At 71.4% G+C, this 19,836-nt stretch carries 14 protein-coding genes; 3 read left to right on the top strand and 11 right to left on the bottom strand.

All coding sequences use genetic code 11. The features are described from left to right. Positions 1 to 29 precede the first annotated feature (29 nt). The 5 genes from M446_RS21155 to M446_RS38250 all read right to left on the bottom strand — a co-directional run bounded on the left by M446_RS21155 (position 30) and on the right by M446_RS38250 (position 9,836). Complete coding sequence (locus M446_RS21155) at positions 30 to 1,520, bottom strand: efflux transporter outer membrane subunit (protein WP_012334149.1); 1,491 nt, start codon at positions 1,518 to 1,520, stop codon at positions 30 to 32. After that, on the bottom strand, positions 1,517 to 4,798 hold the full coding sequence (locus M446_RS21150; RefSeq protein ID WP_012334148.1) for an efflux RND transporter permease subunit: 3,282 nt from the start codon (positions 4,796 to 4,798) through the stop codon (positions 1,517 to 1,519). The genes M446_RS21155 and M446_RS21150 overlap by 4 nt, the downstream gene beginning before the upstream one ends. Before the next feature lie 145 nt (positions 4,799 to 4,943). After that, complete coding sequence (locus M446_RS21145) at positions 4,944 to 8,063, bottom strand: multidrug efflux RND transporter permease subunit (protein WP_012334147.1); 3,120 nt, start codon at positions 8,061 to 8,063, stop codon at positions 4,944 to 4,946. Positions 8,064 to 8,073: 10 nt separating this feature from the next. Next, on the bottom strand, positions 8,074 to 9,450 hold the full coding sequence (locus M446_RS21140) for an MdtA/MuxA family multidrug efflux RND transporter periplasmic adaptor subunit (RefSeq protein ID WP_012334146.1): 1,377 nt from the start codon (positions 9,448 to 9,450) through the stop codon (positions 8,074 to 8,076). A gap of 224 nt (positions 9,451 to 9,674) precedes the next feature. Continuing rightward, a complete protein-coding gene (locus M446_RS38250; RefSeq protein ID WP_012334145.1) occupies positions 9,675 to 9,836 on the bottom strand; it encodes a hypothetical protein in 162 nt (53 codons plus the stop codon). A 315-nt stretch (positions 9,837 to 10,151) separates the two neighbouring features. Here M446_RS38250 and M446_RS21135 point away from each other — a divergent pair, with 315 nt between their 5' ends. The 3 genes from M446_RS21135 (at position 10,152) to M446_RS21125 (ending at position 13,056) form a co-directional block, all read left to right on the top strand. Beyond that, on the top strand, positions 10,152 to 11,303 hold the full coding sequence (locus tag M446_RS21135; RefSeq protein WP_012334144.1) for an aminotransferase: 1,152 nt from the start codon (positions 10,152 to 10,154) through the stop codon (positions 11,301 to 11,303). 81 nt (positions 11,304 to 11,384) lie between these two features. Next, positions 11,385 to 11,846, top strand: a complete 462-nt coding sequence (locus tag M446_RS21130) for a DUF4112 domain-containing protein (protein WP_012334143.1) — start codon at positions 11,385 to 11,387, stop codon at positions 11,844 to 11,846. Positions 11,847 to 11,865: 19 nt separating this feature from the next. After that, entirely contained in the window at positions 11,866 to 13,056 is a 1,191-nt protein-coding gene (locus tag M446_RS21125) for an ABC transporter permease (RefSeq protein WP_012334142.1), read from the top strand. Positions 13,057 to 13,125: 69 nt separating this feature from the next. Here M446_RS21125 and M446_RS21120 read toward each other — a convergent pair whose 3' ends face one another. From M446_RS21120 to M446_RS21095, 6 genes are all read right to left on the bottom strand, one after another. Next, on the bottom strand, positions 13,126 to 13,830 hold the full coding sequence (locus tag M446_RS21120) for an ABC transporter ATP-binding protein (RefSeq protein ID WP_012334141.1): 705 nt from the start codon (positions 13,828 to 13,830) through the stop codon (positions 13,126 to 13,128). A 113-nt stretch (positions 13,831 to 13,943) separates the two neighbouring features. Then, complete coding sequence (locus tag M446_RS21115) at positions 13,944 to 15,245, bottom strand: lipoprotein-releasing ABC transporter permease subunit (RefSeq protein ID WP_012334140.1); 1,302 nt, start codon at positions 15,243 to 15,245, stop codon at positions 13,944 to 13,946. 43 nt (positions 15,246 to 15,288) lie between these two features. After that, a complete protein-coding gene (gene proS, locus M446_RS21110; RefSeq protein WP_012334139.1) occupies positions 15,289 to 16,623 on the bottom strand; it encodes a proline--tRNA ligase in 1,335 nt (444 codons plus the stop codon). Positions 16,624 to 17,175: 552 nt separating this feature from the next. Further along, positions 17,176 to 17,511, bottom strand: a complete 336-nt coding sequence (locus M446_RS21105) for a DUF1467 family protein (RefSeq protein WP_012334138.1) — start codon at positions 17,509 to 17,511, stop codon at positions 17,176 to 17,178. 3 nt (positions 17,512 to 17,514) lie between these two features. Beyond that, on the bottom strand, positions 17,515 to 17,919 hold the full coding sequence (mce, locus tag M446_RS21100; protein WP_012334137.1) for a methylmalonyl-CoA epimerase: 405 nt from the start codon (positions 17,917 to 17,919) through the stop codon (positions 17,515 to 17,517). A 120-nt stretch (positions 17,920 to 18,039) separates the two neighbouring features. After that, a complete protein-coding gene (locus tag M446_RS21095; protein WP_012334136.1) occupies positions 18,040 to 19,713 on the bottom strand; it encodes a ribonuclease J in 1,674 nt (557 codons plus the stop codon). Between the last annotated feature and the right edge of the window lie 123 nt (positions 19,714 to 19,836).

Genomic DNA, 19,836 nt, shown 5'->3' with positions numbered 1-19,836 from the left:
TCGGCCCTGATGGCCGGGATGAGGAAGCGCTACTCGTCGGGGCGCAGCGCCTGCCCGGTATCGATCGGCAGCGTGCGGAAGCCCTTCAGCTCGTCGCCGCTCGGGAGCGCCCGGATGTCCCAGCCGCCGCCGAGCGCCCGGATCAGCGAGACCGAGTTGGTGAAACGGTTGAGCAGGATCTGCAGCGCCGTGACCTCGTTGCTGAGCGCCAGGGCCTGCGCGGTCACCACCGTCGTGTAGTTCTGGGTGCCGGCCCGGTACTCGTTGAGGGCGATCTCGACCGCCCGGCGGGAACTCTCCACGGCGACGTTCTGGGCGGCGGCCTGGCGGGCCAGGATGCGCTGGCCGGACAGGCCGTTCTCGACCTCCTGGAAGGCGGTGAGCACGGTCTGCCGGTAGGTCGCGACGTTGGCGTCGTAGGCGGCCCGGGCCGCCTGCAGGGCGGCGCCGCGGGCGCCGCCGTCGAACAGCACCTGCGAGCCGTTCGCCGCCACCGACCAGAAGGTGTTGGCGGCCGAGAAGAAGTTGCGGGCCGGGTCCCCCGCGATGCCGCCATTGGCCGAGAGCGTGACGGTCGGGTAGAAGGCCGCCACGGCGACGCCGATCTGCTCGCTCTGCCTCTGCACCGCGCGCTCGGCCGCGGCGACGTCCGGGCGCCGCTCCAGGAGGTCGGAGGGCAGGCTCACCGGCACGCTCGGCGGCGCCGCGGCGAGGCGAGCCCGCGCCAGCGACACCTCGGAGGGCGGCCTGCCGATCAGCGTCGCGATGGCGTGCTCGAAGATCGCCCGCTGCAACCCGACCGCGATGGCCTGGGCCTGGGTGGTCTGGAGCTGCGTCTGGGCGGTGATCACGTCGGAGCGGGCCGCCACTCCGGCGGCGTACTGGTTCTCGGCGATGGCGAGCGAGCGCTGGTAGGCCTGCACCGTCTGGTCGAGGAGCCGCTGCAGCGATTCCTGGTAGCGCAGCTGGAAATAGGTGCTGGCGAGTTCCGCCTGGGTGGCGAGGCGCACCGCGGCGATGTCGGCGGCGCTCGCCTGGGCGGCGGCGACGTCGCTCTCGATCTGGCGCCGCACGCGCCCGAACAGGTCGAGCTCCCAGCTCGCCGAGCCCTGCAGCGTCAGGGTCGTGCGCTCGATCCCGGCGCTGCGCGACCGGCTGATGCCGGGTGCGCCGAGCACGGTGGGGAAGAGCTGCGCCCGCGCCTCCTGGACCAGCGCCCGGGCCTGCCGGTAGGCGGCGACCGCGTTGCGGAGCGACTGGTTGTCAACGTCGATGAGGCGGATCATCCGGTCGAGGGCCGGGTCGCGGTAGACGCGCCACCAATCGCCGCGATCCGCCTCGTCGCGGGGCCGGGCCGGGCGCCAGTGGCGGCCCGGCATGGCGGTGGCGGGCGCCCCGCCCTCCTTGTAGGCGAGCGGCGTCTCGACCGACGGGCGCGCGTAGTCGGGCCCGACGAGGCAGCCGCCGAGCAGCAGCGGCGGCAGGATCGCCGCCCCGATTCGTGCGGGCAGGGCGCTCATTCGGCCGGCGCGGGCAGCGGCGTCGGGCCGGAGGGGCGGCGCGTCACGCGCAGCCGCAGCCGGTCGAGGACGAGGTAGACGACGGGGGTCGTGTAGAGGGTCAGGACCTGGCTCACGATGAGGCCGCCCACGATGGCGATGCCGAGCGGACGGCGCAGTTCGGAGCCCTCGCCGCCGTCGAGGATCAACGGCAGCGCGCCGAGCAGCGCCGCGAGCGTTGTCATCAGGATCGGACGGAAGCGCAAGAGGCAGGCCTGGGTGATCGCCTCGCGCGGATCGACGCCGCGGGAGCGCTGCGCGTCGAGGGCGAAGTCGATCATCATGATGGCGTTCTTCTTGACGATGCCGATCAGCAGGAAGATCGCGATCAGGGCGATCACCCCGAACTCCTCCCCCGTCAGCATCAGGGCGAGAATCGCCCCGATCCCGGCCGAGGGCAGGGTCGACAGGATGGTGATCGGGTGGACGAAGCTCTCGTAGAGGATGCCGAGCACCGCGTAGACGGTGAGCAGGGCCGCCAGGATCAGCAGCGGCTGGCGCGACGAGGAGGCCTGGAAGCTCTTGGCCGCGCCCGCGAACTCGCCGTGGATGGTCGCCGGCATGCGCAGCGCGCGCATGTGCGCCTCGATCGCCGCCGTCGCGTCGCCGAGCGTCCTGCCTGGCGCGAGGTTGAACGAGAGCGTGGTCGCCACGAACAGGCCCTGGTGGCTGACCTGGACCGGGGCGGTGCCGCTCTCGAAGCGCGAGAAGGCCGAGAGCGGCACCATCGTCTCCTTGGCGCTGCTCACGGCGGCGGCCGAGGAGGCGCCGGCCTTGCCCGCGATGGCGTTGGTGGCGGCGTTGCGGGCCGAGTCGGTCGCGACCGCGGCGGCGGCGGCGCTCGCGTCGCCCGCGGCGATCTGGGCGCTCTGCACGGTGCCGGCCACGGCGTTGGTCGAGGCCGAGCCCCGCGCCCGCGCGCCCGAGGTCGAGACGTAGATCTGCTTCAGCGTCTCCGGGTTGCCGAGGTAGCGGGGCGCGATCTCCATCACCACCCGGTACTGGTTGAGCGCGTTGTAGATGGTCGAGACCTGGCGCTGGCCGAACGCGTCGTAGAGGGTGTTGTCGATCAGGTCGGGCGTCAGGCCGTAGCGGTAGGCGGTCGCCCGGTCGACGACGAGCCGGCTCTCCAGCCCGCCCTGCTGCTGGTCGGAGGTGACGTCCGTGAAGATCGGGTCCTTCTGCAGCAATTCGACCAGCTTCGGGGCCCAGGCGTAGAGCTCCTCGCCGGCATCGCCCTGCAGGGTGTACTGGAACTGCGAGAAGGATTGCCGGCCGCCGACCATGAAGTCCTGGCGCGGGAACAGGTAGAGCCGGGCGCCCGGGATGGCGGCGAGCTTGGGGCGCAGGCGCCCCATGACCTGGGCGATCGGGTCGCGGGTGCCGAGGGGCTTCAGCCCGACGAAGACGTTGGCCGAGTTGGTGCCGCGCCCGCCGGTGAAGCCGACGACGCTCTCCACCGCCGGATCGGCCTGCACGATGTCGGTCGCCTGCTTGAGCTTGGCGCTCATCGCCTGGAAGGAGATGCGCTGGTCGGCCTGGATGCCGCCGATCATCTGGCCCGCATCCTGCTGCGGGAAGAAGCCTTTCGGCACGATCACGAACAGCCAGACATTGAGCGCGATCGCCCCGACCATGACCAGCATGACGAGGGCGCCGTGGCGCAGGGCGAAGCCGAGGCTGCGCCCGTAGCCGCGCAAGACCCAGTCGAACCCGGCCTCCAGCCCCCGCGCCAGGAGGTTCGGGCGCCGCCCGTGCGGCTCCGGGCGCAGGAGCCGGGCGCACATCATCGGCGTCGTGGTGAGCGACAGGACGAGGGAGATCAGGATCGCCAGGGACAGGACCACGGCGAATTCCTGGAAGAAGCGGCCGATCAGCCCGCCCATCAGCAGGATCGGCATGAAGACCGCGACGAGCGACAGGCTCATCGACAGGACCGTGAAGCCGACCTCCCGGGCGCCGAGCAGGGCCGCCTCCAGCCGCGGCCTGCCCTCCTCGATGTGGCGCTGGATGTTCTCCAGCACCACGATGGCGTCGTCGACCACGAAGCCGGCCGCGATGATCAGCGCCATCAGCGAGATGTTGTCGAGGCTGTAGTTGCACAGGTACATCGCCGCGAAGGTGCCGACGAGGGAGACCGGCACGGCGACGGCCGGGATCAGGGTCGCGCGGGCGGAGCGCAGGAACACGAACACCACCAGGATCACGAGCCCGACCGAGATCATCAGGGTGCGCTCGGCCTCGCGCAGGGAGGCCCGGATGGTGAGGCTGCGGTCCCCGGTGACGACGAGGTCGATGTCGCCCGGCAGCGCCGCCTTGATCTGCGGCAGCGCCGCCTTGAGCCGGTCGACCGTCTCGACGACGTTGCCGCCCGGCTGCTTGTAGACGATGAGCAGCACGCCGGGCCGGCCGTTGACGAGGCCGAGGTTGCGCCGGTCCTCGACCCCGTCGACGACCTCGCCCACGTCGCGCAGGCGCACGGCCGCGCCGTTGCGGTAGGCGACGACGATGTCCTGGTAATCGGCCGCGACCCGGCCCTGGTCGTTGGCGTAGAGCTGGTAGCGGCGGGTGACGGTCTCGATCGCGCCCTTCGGCGAGTTGGCGTTGGCGCTCGCGATCGCGGCCCGGATGCCCTCGAGCCCGATTCCGTAGTGGAAGAGCGCGCCCGGCTCGAGTTCCACCCGCACCGCGGGCAGCGAGGAGCCGCTCGCGTCGACATTGCCGATCCCCTCGAGCTGGGACAGCTTCTGCTGCACCACCGTGGCGGCGCTGTCGTAGAGGCTGGACGGGTTCAGGGTCTTCGAGGTGAGGCCGACGATCAGGATCGGCGCGTCGGCGGGGTTGAACTTGCGGTAGGTCGGGTTCTGGCGGAGCGCCGTCGGCAGGTCGGCCCGGGCCGCGTTGATCGCCGCCTGGACGTCGCGGGCGGCCCCGTTGATGTCGCGGTCGAGGGAGAACTGGAGCACGATCCGGGTCTGCCCGGTCGAGCTCGTCGAGGTCATCTGGTCGACGTCGGCGATCTGGCCGAGGCGGCGCTCCAGGGGGGCCGCGACGGTCGCCGCCATGGTCTCCGGGCTGGCGCCGGCCATCTGCGCCTGGACCAGGATGGTCGGGAAATCGACCTGCGGCAGCGGCGCCACCGGCAGGCGCAGGAAGGCGAACAGCCCGGCGAGCAGCACGCCGATGCTGAGCAGCGTCGTCGCGACCGGGCGCAGGATGAAGGGGCGGGACAGGTTCACGGGGCGCCGCTCCCCGTCGCGCGCCGACCCGCGCCGCGCCGGAGCCGTCCCGCCGACGGGCGGGACGCCCGGGAGCTTGAAGCCCGAGAGCTTGCCGCCCGGACAATGGCCGCCCGAAGGGCGGCCGCGAGGGCGCGGCGCGCCGTCACGGCACCGCCCCGCCCGGGGCGAGCCCGCCCCGGCGCCGGCCGCCCAGGCGGCGGGCGAGGCGGTCGAAGGCGAGGTAGATCACCGGCGTGGTGTAGAGCGTGAGCACCTGGCTCACGATCAGCCCGCCCGCGATCGAGATGCCCAGGGGCTGGCGCAGCTCCGCCCCCGTGCCGCTGCCGAAGATCATCGGCACCGCCGCGAACAGGGCCGCGAAGGTGGTCATCATGATCGGCCGGAAGCGCAGCAGGCAGGCCTCGTAGATCGCGTCGCGCGGGCTCTTCCCCTCCTCGCGCTCCGCCTGGAGCGCGAAGTCGATCATCATGATGGCGTTCTTCTTCACGATGCCGATCAACAGCACGATGCCGATGATGCCGATGATGTCGAGGTCGAGCCCGAACAGCATCAGCCCGGCGAGCGCCCCGATCCCGGCCGAGGGCAGGGTCGACAGGATGGTGATCGGGTGGATGAAGCTCTCGTAGAGCACGCCGAGCACGATGTAGACCGTGACGATGGCGGCGAGCACCAGGAACAGCGTGTTCTTGAGCGAGGACTGGAAGGCCAGCGCCGAGCCCTGGAAGACCAGCTGGAAGCTGTCCGGCAGGCCGATCTCGGCCCGCGCCGCCTCGATCGCCGCCACGGCCGGGCCGAGCGAGGCGCCGGGGGCGAGGTTGAACGAGATCGTGGTCGCCGGGAACTGGCCGAGATGGCTGATCAGCAGCGGGGCCCGCTTCTCGGTCACGGTCGCGATCGCCGAGAGCGGCACCTGACCGTTCTGCGCCGTCGAGGAGGGCAGGTAGATCCGGTTGAGGGAGGCGAGCGTGCGGTGCAGGTCGGGATCGGCCTCGAGGATCACCCGGTACTGGTTCGACTGGGTGAAGATGGTCGAGATGATGCGCTGCCCGAAGGCGTCGTAGAGGGCGTTGTCGACCGAGGCCGGCGTGATGCCGTAGCGGCCCGCGGTGGCGCGGTCGATGGTGATGTGGGCGGCGAGCCCGTTCGCCTGCCGGTCGCTCGCCACGTCGGCGAGGTCCGGGATGCGCCGCAGCCGCTCGACGAAGCGCGGCACCCAGGCCTCGAAGGCGTTGAGGTCCGGATTCTCCAGGATGAACTGGTACTGGGTGGGGCTCACCGCCGTGTCGATGGTGAGGTCCTGCACCGGCTGCATGTAGAGGGTGGTGCCCGGAACCTCGGCGGTGCGCGCCGCGATCCGCCGGATGATGGCGCCCGCGTGCTCCGCCCGCGCCTCGCGGGGGCGCAGGTTGATGAGGAAGCGGCCCGAATTGAGGGTCACGTTCTGGCCGTCGACCCCGATGAAGGACGAGACGCTGACCACGTCCGGATCCTTCAGGATCGCCTCGGCGAGGCGCTGCTGGCGCTCGGCCATGGCCGCGAAGGACACGGTCTGGTCGGCCTGCGAGATGCCCTGGATCAGGCCCGTATCCTGGACCGGGAAGAAGCCCTTCGGGATGACGACGTAGAGGTGGAAAGTGAGGATGAGGGTGCCGAGCGCCACCACGAGGGTGAGCCCCTGGTGGTTCAGCACGCCGCGCAGGGTGCGCCCGTAGAGGCCGATCCCCGCCTCCATGGTCCAGCGCCCGGCCCGCGCGAGGCGGCCCTCGCGCCGCGCCCGCGGCGGCGCGTGGCGCAGCAGCCGGGCGCAGAGCATCGGCACCAGGGTGAGCGAGACGATGCCCGAGATGACGATGGTCGCCGCGAGCGTGATCGCGAATTCGTGGAAGAGCCGCCCCACCACCTCGCCCATGAACAGGAGCGGGATCAGCACCGCGAGCAGCGACACGGTCAGCGAGATGATGGTGAACCCGATCTCCTCCGAGCCCTTGAGGGCCGCCTCGAAGGGCGAGGCGCCCTCCTCCACGTGGCGGGCGATGTTCTCGATCACCACGATGGCGTCGTCGACCACGAAGCCGGTGGCGATGGTGAGGGCCATCAGCGAGAGGTTGTCGAGGGAGAAGCCCCACAGGTCCATGACCGCGAGCGCCCCGACCAGGGAGAGCGGGACCGACAGGCTCGGGATCAGGGTCGCGGGCAGCGAGCGCAGGAACAGGAAGATCACCAGCACGACGAGCGCGATGGCGAGCAGCAGCTCCATCTGCACGTCGTGCACGGAGGCGCGGATCGTCACCGTGCGGTCGGTGAGCGGGGTGACCTGGATCGCGGCCGGCAGGGTCGCCTGGAGCTGCGGCAGCAGCGCCTTGATGCGGTCCACCACCGCGATGACGTTGGCCCCGGGCTGGCGCTGGATGTTGAGGATGATGGCGGGGGTCGTGTCCATCCAGGCGCCGAGCTTGGTGTTCTCCGGCCCCTCGACCACGTCGGCGACGGCCGAGAGCGTCACGGGGGCGCCGTTGCGGTAGGCGATGATCGCGTCCCGGTAGACGGCGGGGTCGCGGATCTGGTCGTTGGCGTTGATGGCGAAGGACTGGGCCGGCCCGTCGATCGTGCCCTTGGGCGTGTTGACGTTCAGGTTGGCGATCGTGGTGCGCAGGTCGTCGATGTTGAGGCCGTAGGCGGCGAGCGCCCGGGAATTGAAGCGCACCCGCACGGCGGGGCGCTGCCCGCCCGCCATGGTGACGAGCCCGACCCCGGCCACCTGCGAGATCTTCTGGGCGAGGCGCGTCTCGGCGAGGTCGCGAACCTGGGTGAGCGCGAGGGTCTTGGAGGTGAGCGCGAGGGTGAGGATCGGCGCGTCGGCCGGGTTCACCTTGGCGTAGACGGGCGGGGCCGGCAGGTCGCTCGGCAGCAGGTTGCCGGCCGCGTTGATCGCGGCCTGCACCTCCTGGGTGGCGATGTCGAGAGAGAGGTCGAGGTTGAACTGGAGCGTGATGACCGAGGCGCCCGCGGAGGATTGCGAGGTCATCTGGTTGAGGTTGGCAAGCTGCCCGAACTGCCGCTCGAGCGGGGCGGTCACGGCCGAGGTCATCACCTCGGGGCTGGCGCCCGGGTAGAAGGTCTGGACCTGGATCGTCGGGTAATCGACGGAGGGCAGGGCCGAGAGCGGCAGGTTCAGGTAGGACAGGAGCCCGGTGAGCAGGATCGCCAGCATCAGGAGCGTGGTGGCGACCGGGCGCAGGATGAAGAGGCGGGAGGGGTTCACGCGGCGCGCCTCACGGCGTCGGCGGCCGCCGCCGCCGGTGCGGGCGCTCGCCCTCGGCCGGCGGCGCCTCGGCCTCGGCGCGGGGGCGCGCCTCGCCCGCGGCCGGCTCCGCGGCCGGCCTGGCCGCCGGCTCCGCCCCGCCCGCCCTCGCCTCGGGCGCGGCGCGCGCCGCCACCTTCACCTCGGCCCCGTCGCGCAGGCGGTCCGTCCCGTCGACCACCACTTGGTCGCCGGGCTTCAGCCCGGACGTCACCACGGTCCGATTGCCGTCCGTCTCGCCGACCGTGATCGGCCGCACCGAGACCTTGCCGTCCTCGCCGAGCAGGTACACGAAGGTGCCGGGCGTGCCCCGCAGCACCGCCGCCGCCGGGATCACCGGCGCGTCCCGCACCGTGTCGACCAGGAGCTTGGCGTTCACGAACTGGTTCGGGAACAGCCGGTCGTCCGCGTTCGGGAACAGCGCCCGCAGCTTGACGGTGCCGGTGGTCACGTCGATCTGGTTGTCGACCGTGTCGAGCATGCCGCTGGCGATCTCCGCCGTGTCGCTGCGGTCGAAGATGCGCACCGGCAACTTCGCGCCGCCGCGCAGGCGGGCCATCACCCGGGCCAGCACGTCCTCCGGCAGGGTGAACAGCACCGAGATGGGCTGCAGCTGAGTCACCACCACGATGCTGGTCGAGGCCGCCGTGACGTAGTTGCCCTGGTCGATCTGCCGCAGGCCGACCCGGCCGTCGACCGGCGCGGTGATGCGCCCGTACTGGATGTTCAGCTTCTGCTGGTCGATCTGCGCCTGGTCCGAGGCCACGACGCCCTCGTACTGCTTCACCGTGGCGGCCTGGGTGTCGACGTTCTGCTTGGAGATCGAATCCTGGCGGTTCAGGGTCTGGTAGCGGGTGAGGTCGAGGCGCGCGTTCTGCAGCAGCGCCTGGTCGCGCTGGAGCTGACCCTGGTACTGGGCGAGCAGCGCCTCGTAGGGCCGCACGTCGATCTGGGCCAGGAAATCGCCTTCCCTGACGTGCTGCCCCTCGCGGAAGCCGATCCTGGTGAGGTAGCCGCTGACCTGGGAGCGCACCGTGACGGTGGCGAGCGGCGTCACCGTGCCGAGGCCGGAGAGCACCACCGGCATCTCGCCGGTGACCACGGTGGCGACGCCGACCGCCTGGGGCCCGTCCCCGCCCGCGAAGCGCCGGCCGCCGCGTCGGCCCATCTCGGGCTTGGCCGCCTGCTTCACCTGGAACTGGAACCCGTTCGGCAGGGAGTCGCGGAAGGCCCAGACCCCGCCCCCCGCGAGGGCGAGCAGCACCAGGAGCCAGAAGGGCCAGCGCCGACGCCGCCGCGACCCCGCCTCGACGGCGTCGTCGGTGCGGATGGGAGACAATTCGTTCATGGCGTCGACCCGCTGCCTCTCAACCCACCGGACGGCACCCCCGCCCGTCGCCCCCGTGATCTGTCCCGTCCCGGCGGTATAGGGCGCCGCCCGCACCCCGCCGCTGCGTCACGCCATCACCCTGGTCATCCGCCACGGCAATGAGACGCCAGTACGGCCGCGATGTTGCGCCATGATTGCTGAACGCGGCCCCTCGGGCCGGCGCGCGGGACCGCCCGCGCGGCTCAGCGCAGGCCCTGCTCGACGACGAGGCGGCGCTGCGCCAGGACGTCGCGCACGGTCGCCCGGTAGGCCTCGTCGACCGGGCGCACCGGCAGGCCGAGCCGCAGGCCGAGGCCGAGCAGCGCCGCGAGGCAGCCGAGGAGGAGGCAGGTACGGACGGACATCGGGCGGATGCGGTGCGGGGCTCGGCGCGGAGTTCGGCGGGCCGTGATGCCCAAGCCCGGCGCGCGCCGCAAGCGGGCAGGCCGAAAAAGGTACGGCCGGGCCGGCCGAAGGTCGCTGCACCGGGCGAGGGGGCGGAGCCCGGTGCTGCAACCGCGGCCAGCCCGGCCGCATGTCCACACCCTATCGGACGGGTGATGATTGTCAACTTTCGTCAGTTCACAGGGTGCGGCCGATGTGCGGTTTCGCACGCGGCACGCGCGTGCTAGCGAGATCCTACCTTTCCCCGCTCGCGCGATGGCACCGATTCTCCGGGCATGAATCCGATCTTCGCCGACCTGCCGACCACGGTGTTCGAGGTCATGTCCGCGCTCGCCCGCGAGACGGGGGCGGTCAATCTCGGCCAGGGCTTCCCCGACGATCCGGGGCCGGAGGACGTCCGGCGCCGCGCCGCCGAGGCGGTGGTCTCGGGCTGGAACCAGTACCCGCCGATGATGGGCCTGCCGGGGCTGCGCGAGGCGGTGGCGGCGCATTACGCCCGCTGGCAGGGGCTGAGCGTCGATCCGGCCGGCGAGGTGATGATCACTTCCGGCGCCACCGAGGCGCTGGCGGGCGCGCTGATGGCGCTGATCGAGCCCGGCGACGAGGTCGTGCTGTTCGCGCCGATGTACGACGCCTACCTGCCGCTGGTGCGGCGGGCGGGCGGCGTGCCACGCATCGTGCGGCTGACGCCGCCGCACTTCTCACTGGACGAGGCGGCGCTCGCCGCCGCCTTCTCGCCGCGCACCCGGGTGGTGCTGCTCAACAACCCGCTCAACCCGACCGCGACGATCTTCGGCGAGGCGGATCTCGCGCTCCTCGCCTCCTTCTGCCGGCGCCACGACGCGGTGGCCCTCTGCGACGAGGTCTGGGAGCACGTGGTGTTCGACGGGCGCCGCCACCGCCCGCTGATGGCGCTGCCGGGCATGCGCGAGCGCACGGTGAAGATCGGCTCGGCGGGCAAGATCTTCTCGCTCACCGGCTGGAAGGTCGGCTTCGTCCTGGCCGCCCCGCCGCTGATGCGCGTGCTCGCCAAGGCGCACCAGTTCCTCACCTTCACCACGCCGCCGAACCTCCAGGAGGCGGTGGCCTACGGGCTCGGCAAGGACGAGGCCTATTTCGAGGGGATGCGGGCGGGGCTCGCCCGCTCGCGGGACCGCTTCGCGGCGGGGCTGCGCGACCTCGGCTTCACCGTGCTGCCGGCGGCGGGCACCTACTTCCTGAACATCGACATCGCGCCGCTCGGGGAGAGCGACGACGTCGCCTTCTGCGAGCGGCTGGTGCGGCGGCACGGGGTCGCGGCGATCCCGGTGAGCGCCTTCTACGCCGAGGACCCGGTGCGCCACGTGGTGCGGTTCTGCTTCGCCAAGCGGGACGACACGCTCGACGCCGCCCTGGAGCGCCTCGCCGGGCTGCGCGGGGCCGCCTGATGCGGGCCCTCCTTGTTCCGCCGCGGGGCCGGGGCCACATGCGGGATCATGAACATCCCGCACTCGCCTCGGAGCCCCGCGATGGACTTCACGCAGACGGCCGGCGGTCGCTTCTCCGCGCAATTCCCCCCGTTCCGGCCCGCCCGCGCCCAGGCCGTCGATGCCGAGCAGGTGCTGGCGCGGCTGGAAGTGCTGGCGCACCTCCTCGACTCGGCCTTCCTGATCCCGGGGATCAACCGGCGGGTCGGCGTCGACGCGCTGATCGGCCTCGTGCCGGTGGTCGGCGACGCGATCACCACGGCGATCTCCTCCTACATCATCTGGGAGGCGCGCCGCCTGGGCGTGCCGCGCTGGCTGATCGCCCGGATGGCCGCGAACGTGGCCTTCGACGGGGTGGTCGGCGTGGTGCCGCTGGTCGGCGACCTCTTCGACGCGGCCTTCAAGGCCAATATCCGCAACGTGCGCCTGCTGCGCCGCCACCTGGAGCGGTCCGGCGGCCTGCGCCCGTCCACGATCGAGGGCACGGCGACGCGCCTCGACTGACCCGCGCGGGGAAGCCGGCATGAACGAGCGTCCCCGCCCGGCCGAACGCGACGCGGTGCCCCTCGCCTCCCCGGCGGCGGCGCCGCTGCCGCTGCCGCTGCTGCCGGAGACCGGCACGCGGCGGCTCTCGCCCCTGAACCAGCGCCGGCTCGCCAATTTCCGCGCGAACCGGCGCGGCTCCTGGTCGTTCGCGATCTTCTGCGTGCTGTTCGTCGTCAGCCTGTTCGCGGATTTCATCGCCAACGACAAGCCGATCCTGATCTTCTACAAGGGCGAGCTGCTGACGCCGATCTTCGTCGATTACCCGGAGGAGAAGTTCGGCGGGTTCCTGGCCCGCACCGACTACCGCGACCCGGTGATCCGCAAGGAGATCGCCGAGAACGGCTGGGCCCTGTGGCCGGCGGTCCGCTTCTCCTACGACACCCACAACCTCGACCTGCCGGTCCCGGCCCCGGCCCCGCCGACCTGGCTCCTCACCGACGCGCAGTGCCGGACCGTCGCCGAGAAGGCCGGCGGGCAGGGCTGCCGGGACCTCGAGTGGAACTGGCTCGGGACCGACGACCAGGGCCGCGACGTCGTCGCCCGCCTGATCTACGGTTTCCGCATCTCGGTCCTGTTCGGGCTCGTCCTGTCGATCATCTCCTCGGTCGTCGGCGTGCTCGCCGGCGCGGTGCAGGGCTATTTCGGCGGCTGGATCGACCTCGTGTTCCAGCGCGTGATCGAGATCTGGACGGCGATCCCGTCGCTCTACCTGCTGATCATCATCTCGTCGATCATCACGCCGAGCTTCTTCGTGCTGCTCGGGATCCTGCTGCTGTTCTCCTGGGTCTCGCTGGTCGGGGTGGTGCGGGCGGAGTTCCTGCGGGCGCGCAACTTCGAGTACGTGCGGGCGGCGCGGGCGCTCGGCCTGTCCAATGCCCGCATCATGTTCCGGCACCTGCTGCCGAACGCCATGGTGGCGACGCTGACCTTCCTGCCCTTCGTGCTGAACGGCTCGATCTCCACGCTCACCTCCCTGGATTTCCTGGGCTTCGGCCTGCCGCCGGGCTCGCCGTCGCTGGGCGAATTGCTGGCCCAGGGCAAGGCGAACCTGCAGGCGCCCTGGCTCGGGCTCACCGGCTTCGCGGTGATCGCCCTGATGCTGAGCCTGCTGATCTTCGCCGGCGAGGCCGTGCGCGACGCGTTCGACCCGCGCAAGACGTTCCGGTAGCGGGCCCGCCCCGGCGGGGCTTGAGCGCAGCCGACATCCGCCTCGCGGAGCGATCCGTCGGATTCCGGATCACTCCGCCTGCACGACGAGGCCGTCCTGGATCGTGACGCGCCGGTCCATCCGGGCCGCGAGGTCGAAATTGTGGGTCGCGATCAGCGCCGCGACGCCCGAGGCGCGCACCAGCGAGACCAGCACCGCGAAGACGTGGGCCGCCGTCTGCGGATCGAGGTTGCCGGTCGGCTCGTCGGCCAGCAGCAGGCGCGGGCCGTTCGCCACCGCGCGGGCGATCGCCACCCGCTGCTGCTCGCCCCCGGACAATTCCGCGGGCCGGTGATCGAGCCGGTGCTTCAGCCCCAGGAAGGAGAGCAGCTCGGCCGCCCGCGAGCGCGCCTCCCGGGCGCTCAGGCCGCGGATGAGCTGGGGCAGCACCACGTTCTCCAGCGCCGAGAATTCCGGCAGCAGGTGGTGGGCCTGGTAGACGAAGCCCATCTCCTCGCGCCGCATCCGGGTGCGGGCGGCGTCGTCCATGCGGGCGCTCGGCTGGCCGCCGATATAGACCTCGCCGCCGTCCGGCCGCTCCAGCAGGCCGGCGACGTGCAGCAGCGTCGACTTGCCGGTGCCCGAGGGCGCCACCAGCGCGACGATCTCGCCCGGCCAGATCGCCAGGTCGGCGCCGCGCAGGATGGCGAGGCTGCCCTCGGCCTGCGCGTAGCGGCGCTCGACCCGCGACAGGAACAGCGCCGGGACCGGCTGCGGGGCGTGGGACTCGTCCATGATGGATCAGGCCCCGCAGGGCGGCGCGCGGCGCGCGGGCGGAACGGAACGGGCAGCGGGCACGGACAGCATCAACGCGAACACCTCAGGCGGCCAGGCGCGGCCGCCGCGCCTCAGCCGTAGCGCAGCGCCTGGACGGGGTCGAGCCGCGCGGCCCGCCAAGACGGATAGAGCGTGGCGAGGAGCGACAGGACCAGCGACATCAGCACCACCGCCGCCACCTCGCTCGGGTTGATCTCCGAGGGGATCTCCGAGAGGAAGCGCACGGTCGGGTCCCAGACCCCCGGCAGCAGCGTGCGCTGGATCGCCGTGATGTTGGCCGCGAAGACGAGGCCGAGCAGGCAGCCTACCAGCGTGCCGAGCACCCCGATCGAGGCGCCGGTGATCAGGAACACCCGCATGATCGTGCCCCGCGTCGCCCCCATGGTGCGCAGGATCGCGATGTCGCTCGACTTGTCCTTCACCAGCATGATCAGGCTCGACACGATGTTGAGCGCCGCCACCAGCACGATCAGGGTGAGGATGATGAACATCACGTTGCGCTCGACTTCGAGCGCCGAGAAGAAGGTGCGGTTGCGCTGGCGCCAATCAGTGAGCACGACCGGGCGCTCGGCGGCGAGGTCGAGGGCCGAGCGCACCTCGCCGACCGCGTCGGCGTTGTCGAGGAAGACCTCGATCACCGTCACGTCGCCGTCCCGATTGAAGAAGGCCTGCGCCTCGGTGAGCGGCATGTACACGAAGGTCGCGTCGAATTCCGACATGCCGACCTCGAAGATCGCCGAGACGGCGTAGCCCTTGATGCGCGGCGCGGTCCCGAAGGGCGTGGTCGCCCCCTTCGGCGTCGCCAGCGTGATCGTGTCGCCGACCTGGAGACCGAGCGCGTCGGCGAGGCGCCGGCCGATCGCGACGCCGCCGGCGGCGTCGAAATTCTCGAGGGTGCCGCCGCGCAGGTTGCCCGACACGGCCCTGATCTGCGCGAGGTCCGAGGCCCGCACGCCGCGCACCAGCACCCCCGAGCCGCCATAGGCCGAGGAGGCGAAGGCCTGGCCCTCGACCATCGGCAGGGCGAGGGTGACGCCCGCCACCTTCGAGAGCCGCTCCGACAGGTCGGCGTAGTCGGTGAGCGGCTTGTCGATCGGCGCCACGAAGACGTGCCCGTTGATGCCGACGATCTTCGACAGCAGCTCCTTGCGGAAGCCGCTCATCACCGAGAGGACGATGATCAGCGTGGCGACGCCCAGCATGATGCCGAGGAACGAGAACAGGGCGATGGCCGAGACGAACCCCTCCTTGCGCCGGGTGCGCAGGTAGCGGCCGGCGATCACCCACTCGAAGGGCGCGAAGGGCGGGGTGCCGGCGCCGGCCCCGCCGAGGATCGGCAGCCGGCGCCGCAGGCGCTCCAGCACCGTCAGCATGGCCGCCCCGCGCTCCGGCGCCGGGACCGCGCCGCCGGCGCCATCAACCGGCCGCGCCCCGGCGCAGCCGCGCGGCGAGCGCGTCGGGCGCCACGGTCTCGCGCTCGCCCGTGGCGCGCCGCTTCAGCTCGACCTGCCCCTCGGCCAGCCCCTTCGGCCCGACGATCACCTGCCAGGGCAGGCCGATCAGGTCGGCGGTGGCGAATTTGGCGCCCGGGCGCTCGTCGCGGTCGTCGTAGAGGACGCTCAGGCCCGCCGCCTCCAGCTGCTCCTGGATCCGCGCGCAGGCCGCGTCGGTGGCAATATCTCCGGTCTTCAGGTTGAGGAGCCCGACATCGAAGGGCGCGACCGCGTCCGGCCAGACGATGCCGGCCTCGTCGTGGCTCGCCTCGATGATCGCCGCCACCAGCCGGCTCGGGCCGATGCCGTAGGAGCCCATGTGCACGGGCCGCTCCTGCCCGTCCGGCCCGGTCACGCGCGCGCCCATCGGCTCGGAATACTTGGTGCCGAAATAGAAGATGTGGCCGACCTCGATGCCGCGCGCCGCCATCCGGGCCTCCTCCGGCACCGCCGCGAAGCGCTCCGGCTCGTGCATCTCGGAGGTCGCCGCGTAGCGCGAGGTCCAGTGGTCGACCGTCGCCTGCAGGGCCGCGACGTCGTCGAAATCCGTCGAGCCGGGCGGGATCGGGAAGTCCAGGTAGGCGCGGTCGCAATAGACCTCGCTCTCGCCCGTCTGGGCCAGGATGATGAATTCGTGGCTCAGGTTGCCGCCGATCGGCCCGGTCTCGGCCCGCATCGGGATCGCCTTGAGGCCGAGCCGCGCGAAGGTGCGCAGGTAGGCCACGAACATCTTGTTGTAGGCGTGCCGCGCCCCCGCCTCGTCGAGGTCGAAGGAATAGGCGTCCTTCATCAGGAACTCCCGCGACCGCATCGTGCCGAAGCGGGGCCGGACCTCGTCCCGGAACTTCCACTGAATATGGTAGAGGCTCTTCGGCAGGTCCTTGTAGGAGCGCACCGCCGAGCGGAAGATCGCGGTGATCATCTCCTCGTTGGTCGGGCCGAACAGCATCTCGCGCTCGTGCCGGTCGCGGATGCGCAGCATCTCCTTGCCGTAGGCCTCGTAGCGGCCCGATTCGCGCCACAGCTCGGCCGACTGGATCGTCGGCATCAGGAGTTCGATCGCGCCGCTGCGGTCCTGCTCGGCCCGGATCACCTCCACCACGCGGTTGAGCACGCGCAGGCCGAGGGGCAGCCACGCGTAGATCCCCGCGGCCTCCTGCCGGATCATGCCGGCGCGGAGCATCAGCCGGTGCGAGACGATCTCCGCTTCCTTCGGAGTCTCGCGCAGGATGGGCAGGAAGTAGCGGCTGAGACGCATGCGGGACCTTGGGCGGGCACGAGGGCGCGCGCCGGGCCGCACCGGCCCGACTCGCCCGGGCACACAACACACTGCTCCGCCAAAACACAAGCGGCGCGTCGTCCCCCTCGGGGCGCGCGCGATGCAACCGTTGCGATCCTGACCACCGGAATAGAACTTGTCGGAGCGGCTGCGGCCCCGCCGGAGCAGGCCTCGCCTGCCCCCATGCAAAAAAACGCAACACGCGCCCTCGAAAGGCGTGACAATGCGAACTCTTCTTCCTATAACCGCCCGTGCGAGGCACCCCAGACGGTGCTGAACGCCGGCACGCAAGGTCCGAGTCTCGGGAGGAATAGTCAGCCGAAACACCCGATGGGGTGAAAGACCAAGATCGTGGCTGACGAGAACGTCCAGAAGCTTATCAAGCAAGGCTCCCGAGCCTTGCTTTTTTATTTCTCAGGTCCCGATCGTCGCATCATCAAATGAGCGCGGGGTTCGCCGAAGCGTGCGGGCTCTGCCGCTGCGGAAGGGCGCGACGGTAACGGTTGGCCGGCTCCCCGGAGCCGGCCGGGATCACAGCCCGGCGAGCGGGAAGGCCGCGACGGCGGCCAGGAACACAACGTCCGAGAGCAGAGTGGTCCACAGCGCCTTGCGCCGCATCTGCGGGAGCGGCGGCGCGCCCGGGTCCTGGCCCGGCACGTAGGGCTGCGACCCGTCGTCCCGGGCGCGGAAGGGCAGGACGCAGAAGAGCAGCGTCCACCAGACCACGAAGTAGAGGGCGAGCGCCCCGAACCAGGTGAGCCGGAACGGCCCCGTCGCGACGAGCAGGGCGGGGAGCATCGCCAGGGCACAGGCGAGGAGCGCCCGCGGGATCGAGGCGGTGGCGCGGTCGAGGATCGTCTCCAGCACGCCTCAGGCCTGCTCCAGCTCGACCAGCGTCCCGAGGAAGTCCTTCGGGTGCAGGAACAGCACCGGCTTGCCGTGCGCGCCGATGCGCGGCTCGCCGCTGCCGAGGATGCGGGCCCCCTCGCCCTTCAGCCGGTCCCGGGCCGCCAGGATATCGTCGACCTCGTAGCAGACGTGGTGGATGCCGCCGCCCGGGTTGCGCTCCAGGAAGGCGGCGATCGGCGAGTCGGCCCCGAGCGGTTCGAGCAGCTCGATCTTGCTGTTGGGCAACTCGACGAAGATGACCGTGACGCCGTGCTCCGGCTGCGCGAGGGGCGGCGACAGCGCCGCGCCGAGCGTGTCGCGGTAGACCTTCGCGGCGGCGTCGAGGTCCTTCACCGCGATGGCGACGTGATTCAACCGGCCGATCATGGTCCCTGGCTCCTTTTCCGAGTGGCGCCTTTCGTTTGACACGCGGTCACGGCGCGCCAACCCGGTCTTTCGTCGGATCGGAGGGGGCGGGGTTCGCCCCGCCCCGAGCGCGCGCGACCGTCAGATCTCGACCACCTGAACGTGGCAGGCGGGCTTCTTGCCCCAGACCTCGTTGACGGCGGCCCGGATGGCCCGGTCGATGGCGTTCTCGACCGCCTCGGAATCGCGCCGCTTCTGGCGCGACAGGCCGTCGAAGGTGCGCTCGACCACCTCCTCGACGAGGTCGATGATCGCCTCGCCCTTGCGGCCGTAGGTCGGCAGGCCCATCAGGTCGATGGCCGGCTCGCCCTTCATCTCCCCGTGCTGGTCGACGGCCAGCGCGACCGAGATGATGCCCGTGAAGGAGAGCTTGCGCCGCTCCGGCAGGGCGCGGTCGCTCTCGCCGATCAGCACCATGCCGTCCTTGTAGAGGCGCCCGCGGGTGACGTGGTCGATGATCTCGGGCTCGCCCGGGGCGAGGCGGATCAGGGTGCCGTTGCGGGCCTTCACCACCTGCTCCACGCCCTGCTTGCGGGCGAAGGTCGCGTGCTCGGCGAGGTGCAGGGGCTCGCCGTGGACCGGCACCGCGATGCGCGGCTTGGTCCAGCGATACATGGCGGCGAGTTCGTCCCGGCGCGGATGACCCGAGACGTGGACGAGCTCCGTGCGGTCGGTGATCACCTCGACCCCGGCATCGATCAGGTCGTTGATGATCGCGCCGATCGAGCGCTCGTTGCCCGGAATCGCCCGCGAGGAGAAGATGACCCGGTCGCCCGGCGAGAGGGCGATCTCCGGGTGCTCCTCGCGGGAGACGCGCGCCAGCGCCGCCCGCGGCTCGCCCTGCGAGCCGGTGAGCAGGGCGACGATCTTCTCGCGCGGCAGGTAGCCGTAGGCCTCGGGCTCGCGGAACTCGTCGAGCCCGTCGAGGTAGCCGCATTCCCGGGCGACGTCGATGACCCGGTCCATGGCGCGGCCGACCGCCACCACCTCGCGGCCGCAGGCCTTGGCGGCCTCGGCGACGGCGCGGATGCGGGCGACGTTCGACGCGAAGGTGGTCACCGCGACCCGGTGCGGCGCGTTCCGGATCAGCTCGGCGAGCTGGGCCGCCACCTCGGTCTCGCTCGGCGAGCGGCCCTCCCGGGTCACGTTGGTGGAATCGCAGATCAGGGCGAGCACGCCCTCCTCGCCGAGCTGCGTGAACGCCTCCTCGGAGGTCACGTTGCCGGCGACGGGCCCGTCGTCGAGCTTCCAGTCGCCGGTATGCAGGACGAGGCCCTGGGCGGTGCGGATGGCCAGCGCGTTCGCCTCGGGGATCGAGTGGGCGACCGGGATGTACTCGATCTCGAACGGACCGAAGCGGTGGCGCTCGTGCACCTGGATCTCGCGCAGGTCGATCTTCGGCGCCCCGGGCTCGCTGAGCCGGCGGGTCTCGATCAGGCTCTTCGTGAACCGCGTCGCGTAGACCGGCACCTTCAGCCGCGGCCAGAGTTCGACCAGCGCCCCGATATGGTCCTCGTGGCCGTGGGTGATCAGGATGCCGAGCAGGTTCTCGCGCTGCTTCTCGATGAAGCTCAGGTCCGGGTACATCAGGTCGACGCCGGGCATGTGCTCCTCGCTCGCGAAGCCCATGCCGCAATCGACCATGATCCACTTGCGGGAATTGGGCGGGCCGTAGCCGTACAGGGCCGCATTCATCCCGATCTCGCCGACGCCGCCGAGCGGCACGAAGACGAGTTCATCTCCCTTCGTCGTCATGGACACACAACACCTCATGGGCCGCCGTCGCGGCCCTCCTCGAAAAACGGCTCACTGCCGTCACGGTCACGGCGCCGTCATGTCCGTTGCGGCCGCACCCAGGCGGCCGGGGACGGCGGCGCC

This window comes from Methylobacterium sp. 4-46 (assembly GCF_000019365.1).
GTDB lineage: Bacteria > Pseudomonadota > Alphaproteobacteria > Rhizobiales > Beijerinckiaceae > Methylobacterium.
The sequence above is the reverse complement of the archived record's forward strand: the minus strand, read 5'-3'. Positions and strand labels throughout refer to the sequence as shown.

Coding starts and splice junctions, on each gene's coding strand:
- M446_RS21155 (WP_012334149.1), bottom strand. CDS start 1,520: ATGAGCGCCCTGCCCGCACGAATCGGGGCGGCGATCCTGCCGCCGCTG.
- M446_RS21140 (WP_012334146.1), bottom strand. CDS start 9,450: ATGAACGAATTGTCTCCCATCCGCACCGACGACGCCGTCGAGGCGGGG.
- M446_RS38250 (WP_012334145.1), bottom strand. CDS start 9,836: ATGTCCGTCCGTACCTGCCTCCTCCTCGGCTGCCTCGCGGCGCTGCTC.
- M446_RS21135 (WP_012334144.1), top strand. CDS start 10,152: ATGAATCCGATCTTCGCCGACCTGCCGACCACGGTGTTCGAGGTCATG.
- M446_RS21130 (WP_012334143.1), top strand. CDS start 11,385: ATGGACTTCACGCAGACGGCCGGCGGTCGCTTCTCCGCGCAATTCCCC.
- M446_RS21125 (WP_012334142.1), top strand. CDS start 11,866: ATGAACGAGCGTCCCCGCCCGGCCGAACGCGACGCGGTGCCCCTCGCC.
- M446_RS21120 (WP_012334141.1), bottom strand. CDS start 13,830: ATGGACGAGTCCCACGCCCCGCAGCCGGTCCCGGCGCTGTTCCTGTCG.
- M446_RS21115 (WP_012334140.1), bottom strand. CDS start 15,245: ATGCTGACGGTGCTGGAGCGCCTGCGGCGCCGGCTGCCGATCCTCGGC.
- proS (WP_012334139.1), bottom strand. CDS start 16,623: ATGCGTCTCAGCCGCTACTTCCTGCCCATCCTGCGCGAGACTCCGAAG.
- mce (WP_012334137.1), bottom strand. CDS start 17,919: ATGATCGGCCGGTTGAATCACGTCGCCATCGCGGTGAAGGACCTCGAC.
- M446_RS21095 (WP_012334136.1), bottom strand. CDS start 19,713: ATGACGACGAAGGGAGATGAACTCGTCTTCGTGCCGCTCGGCGGCGTC.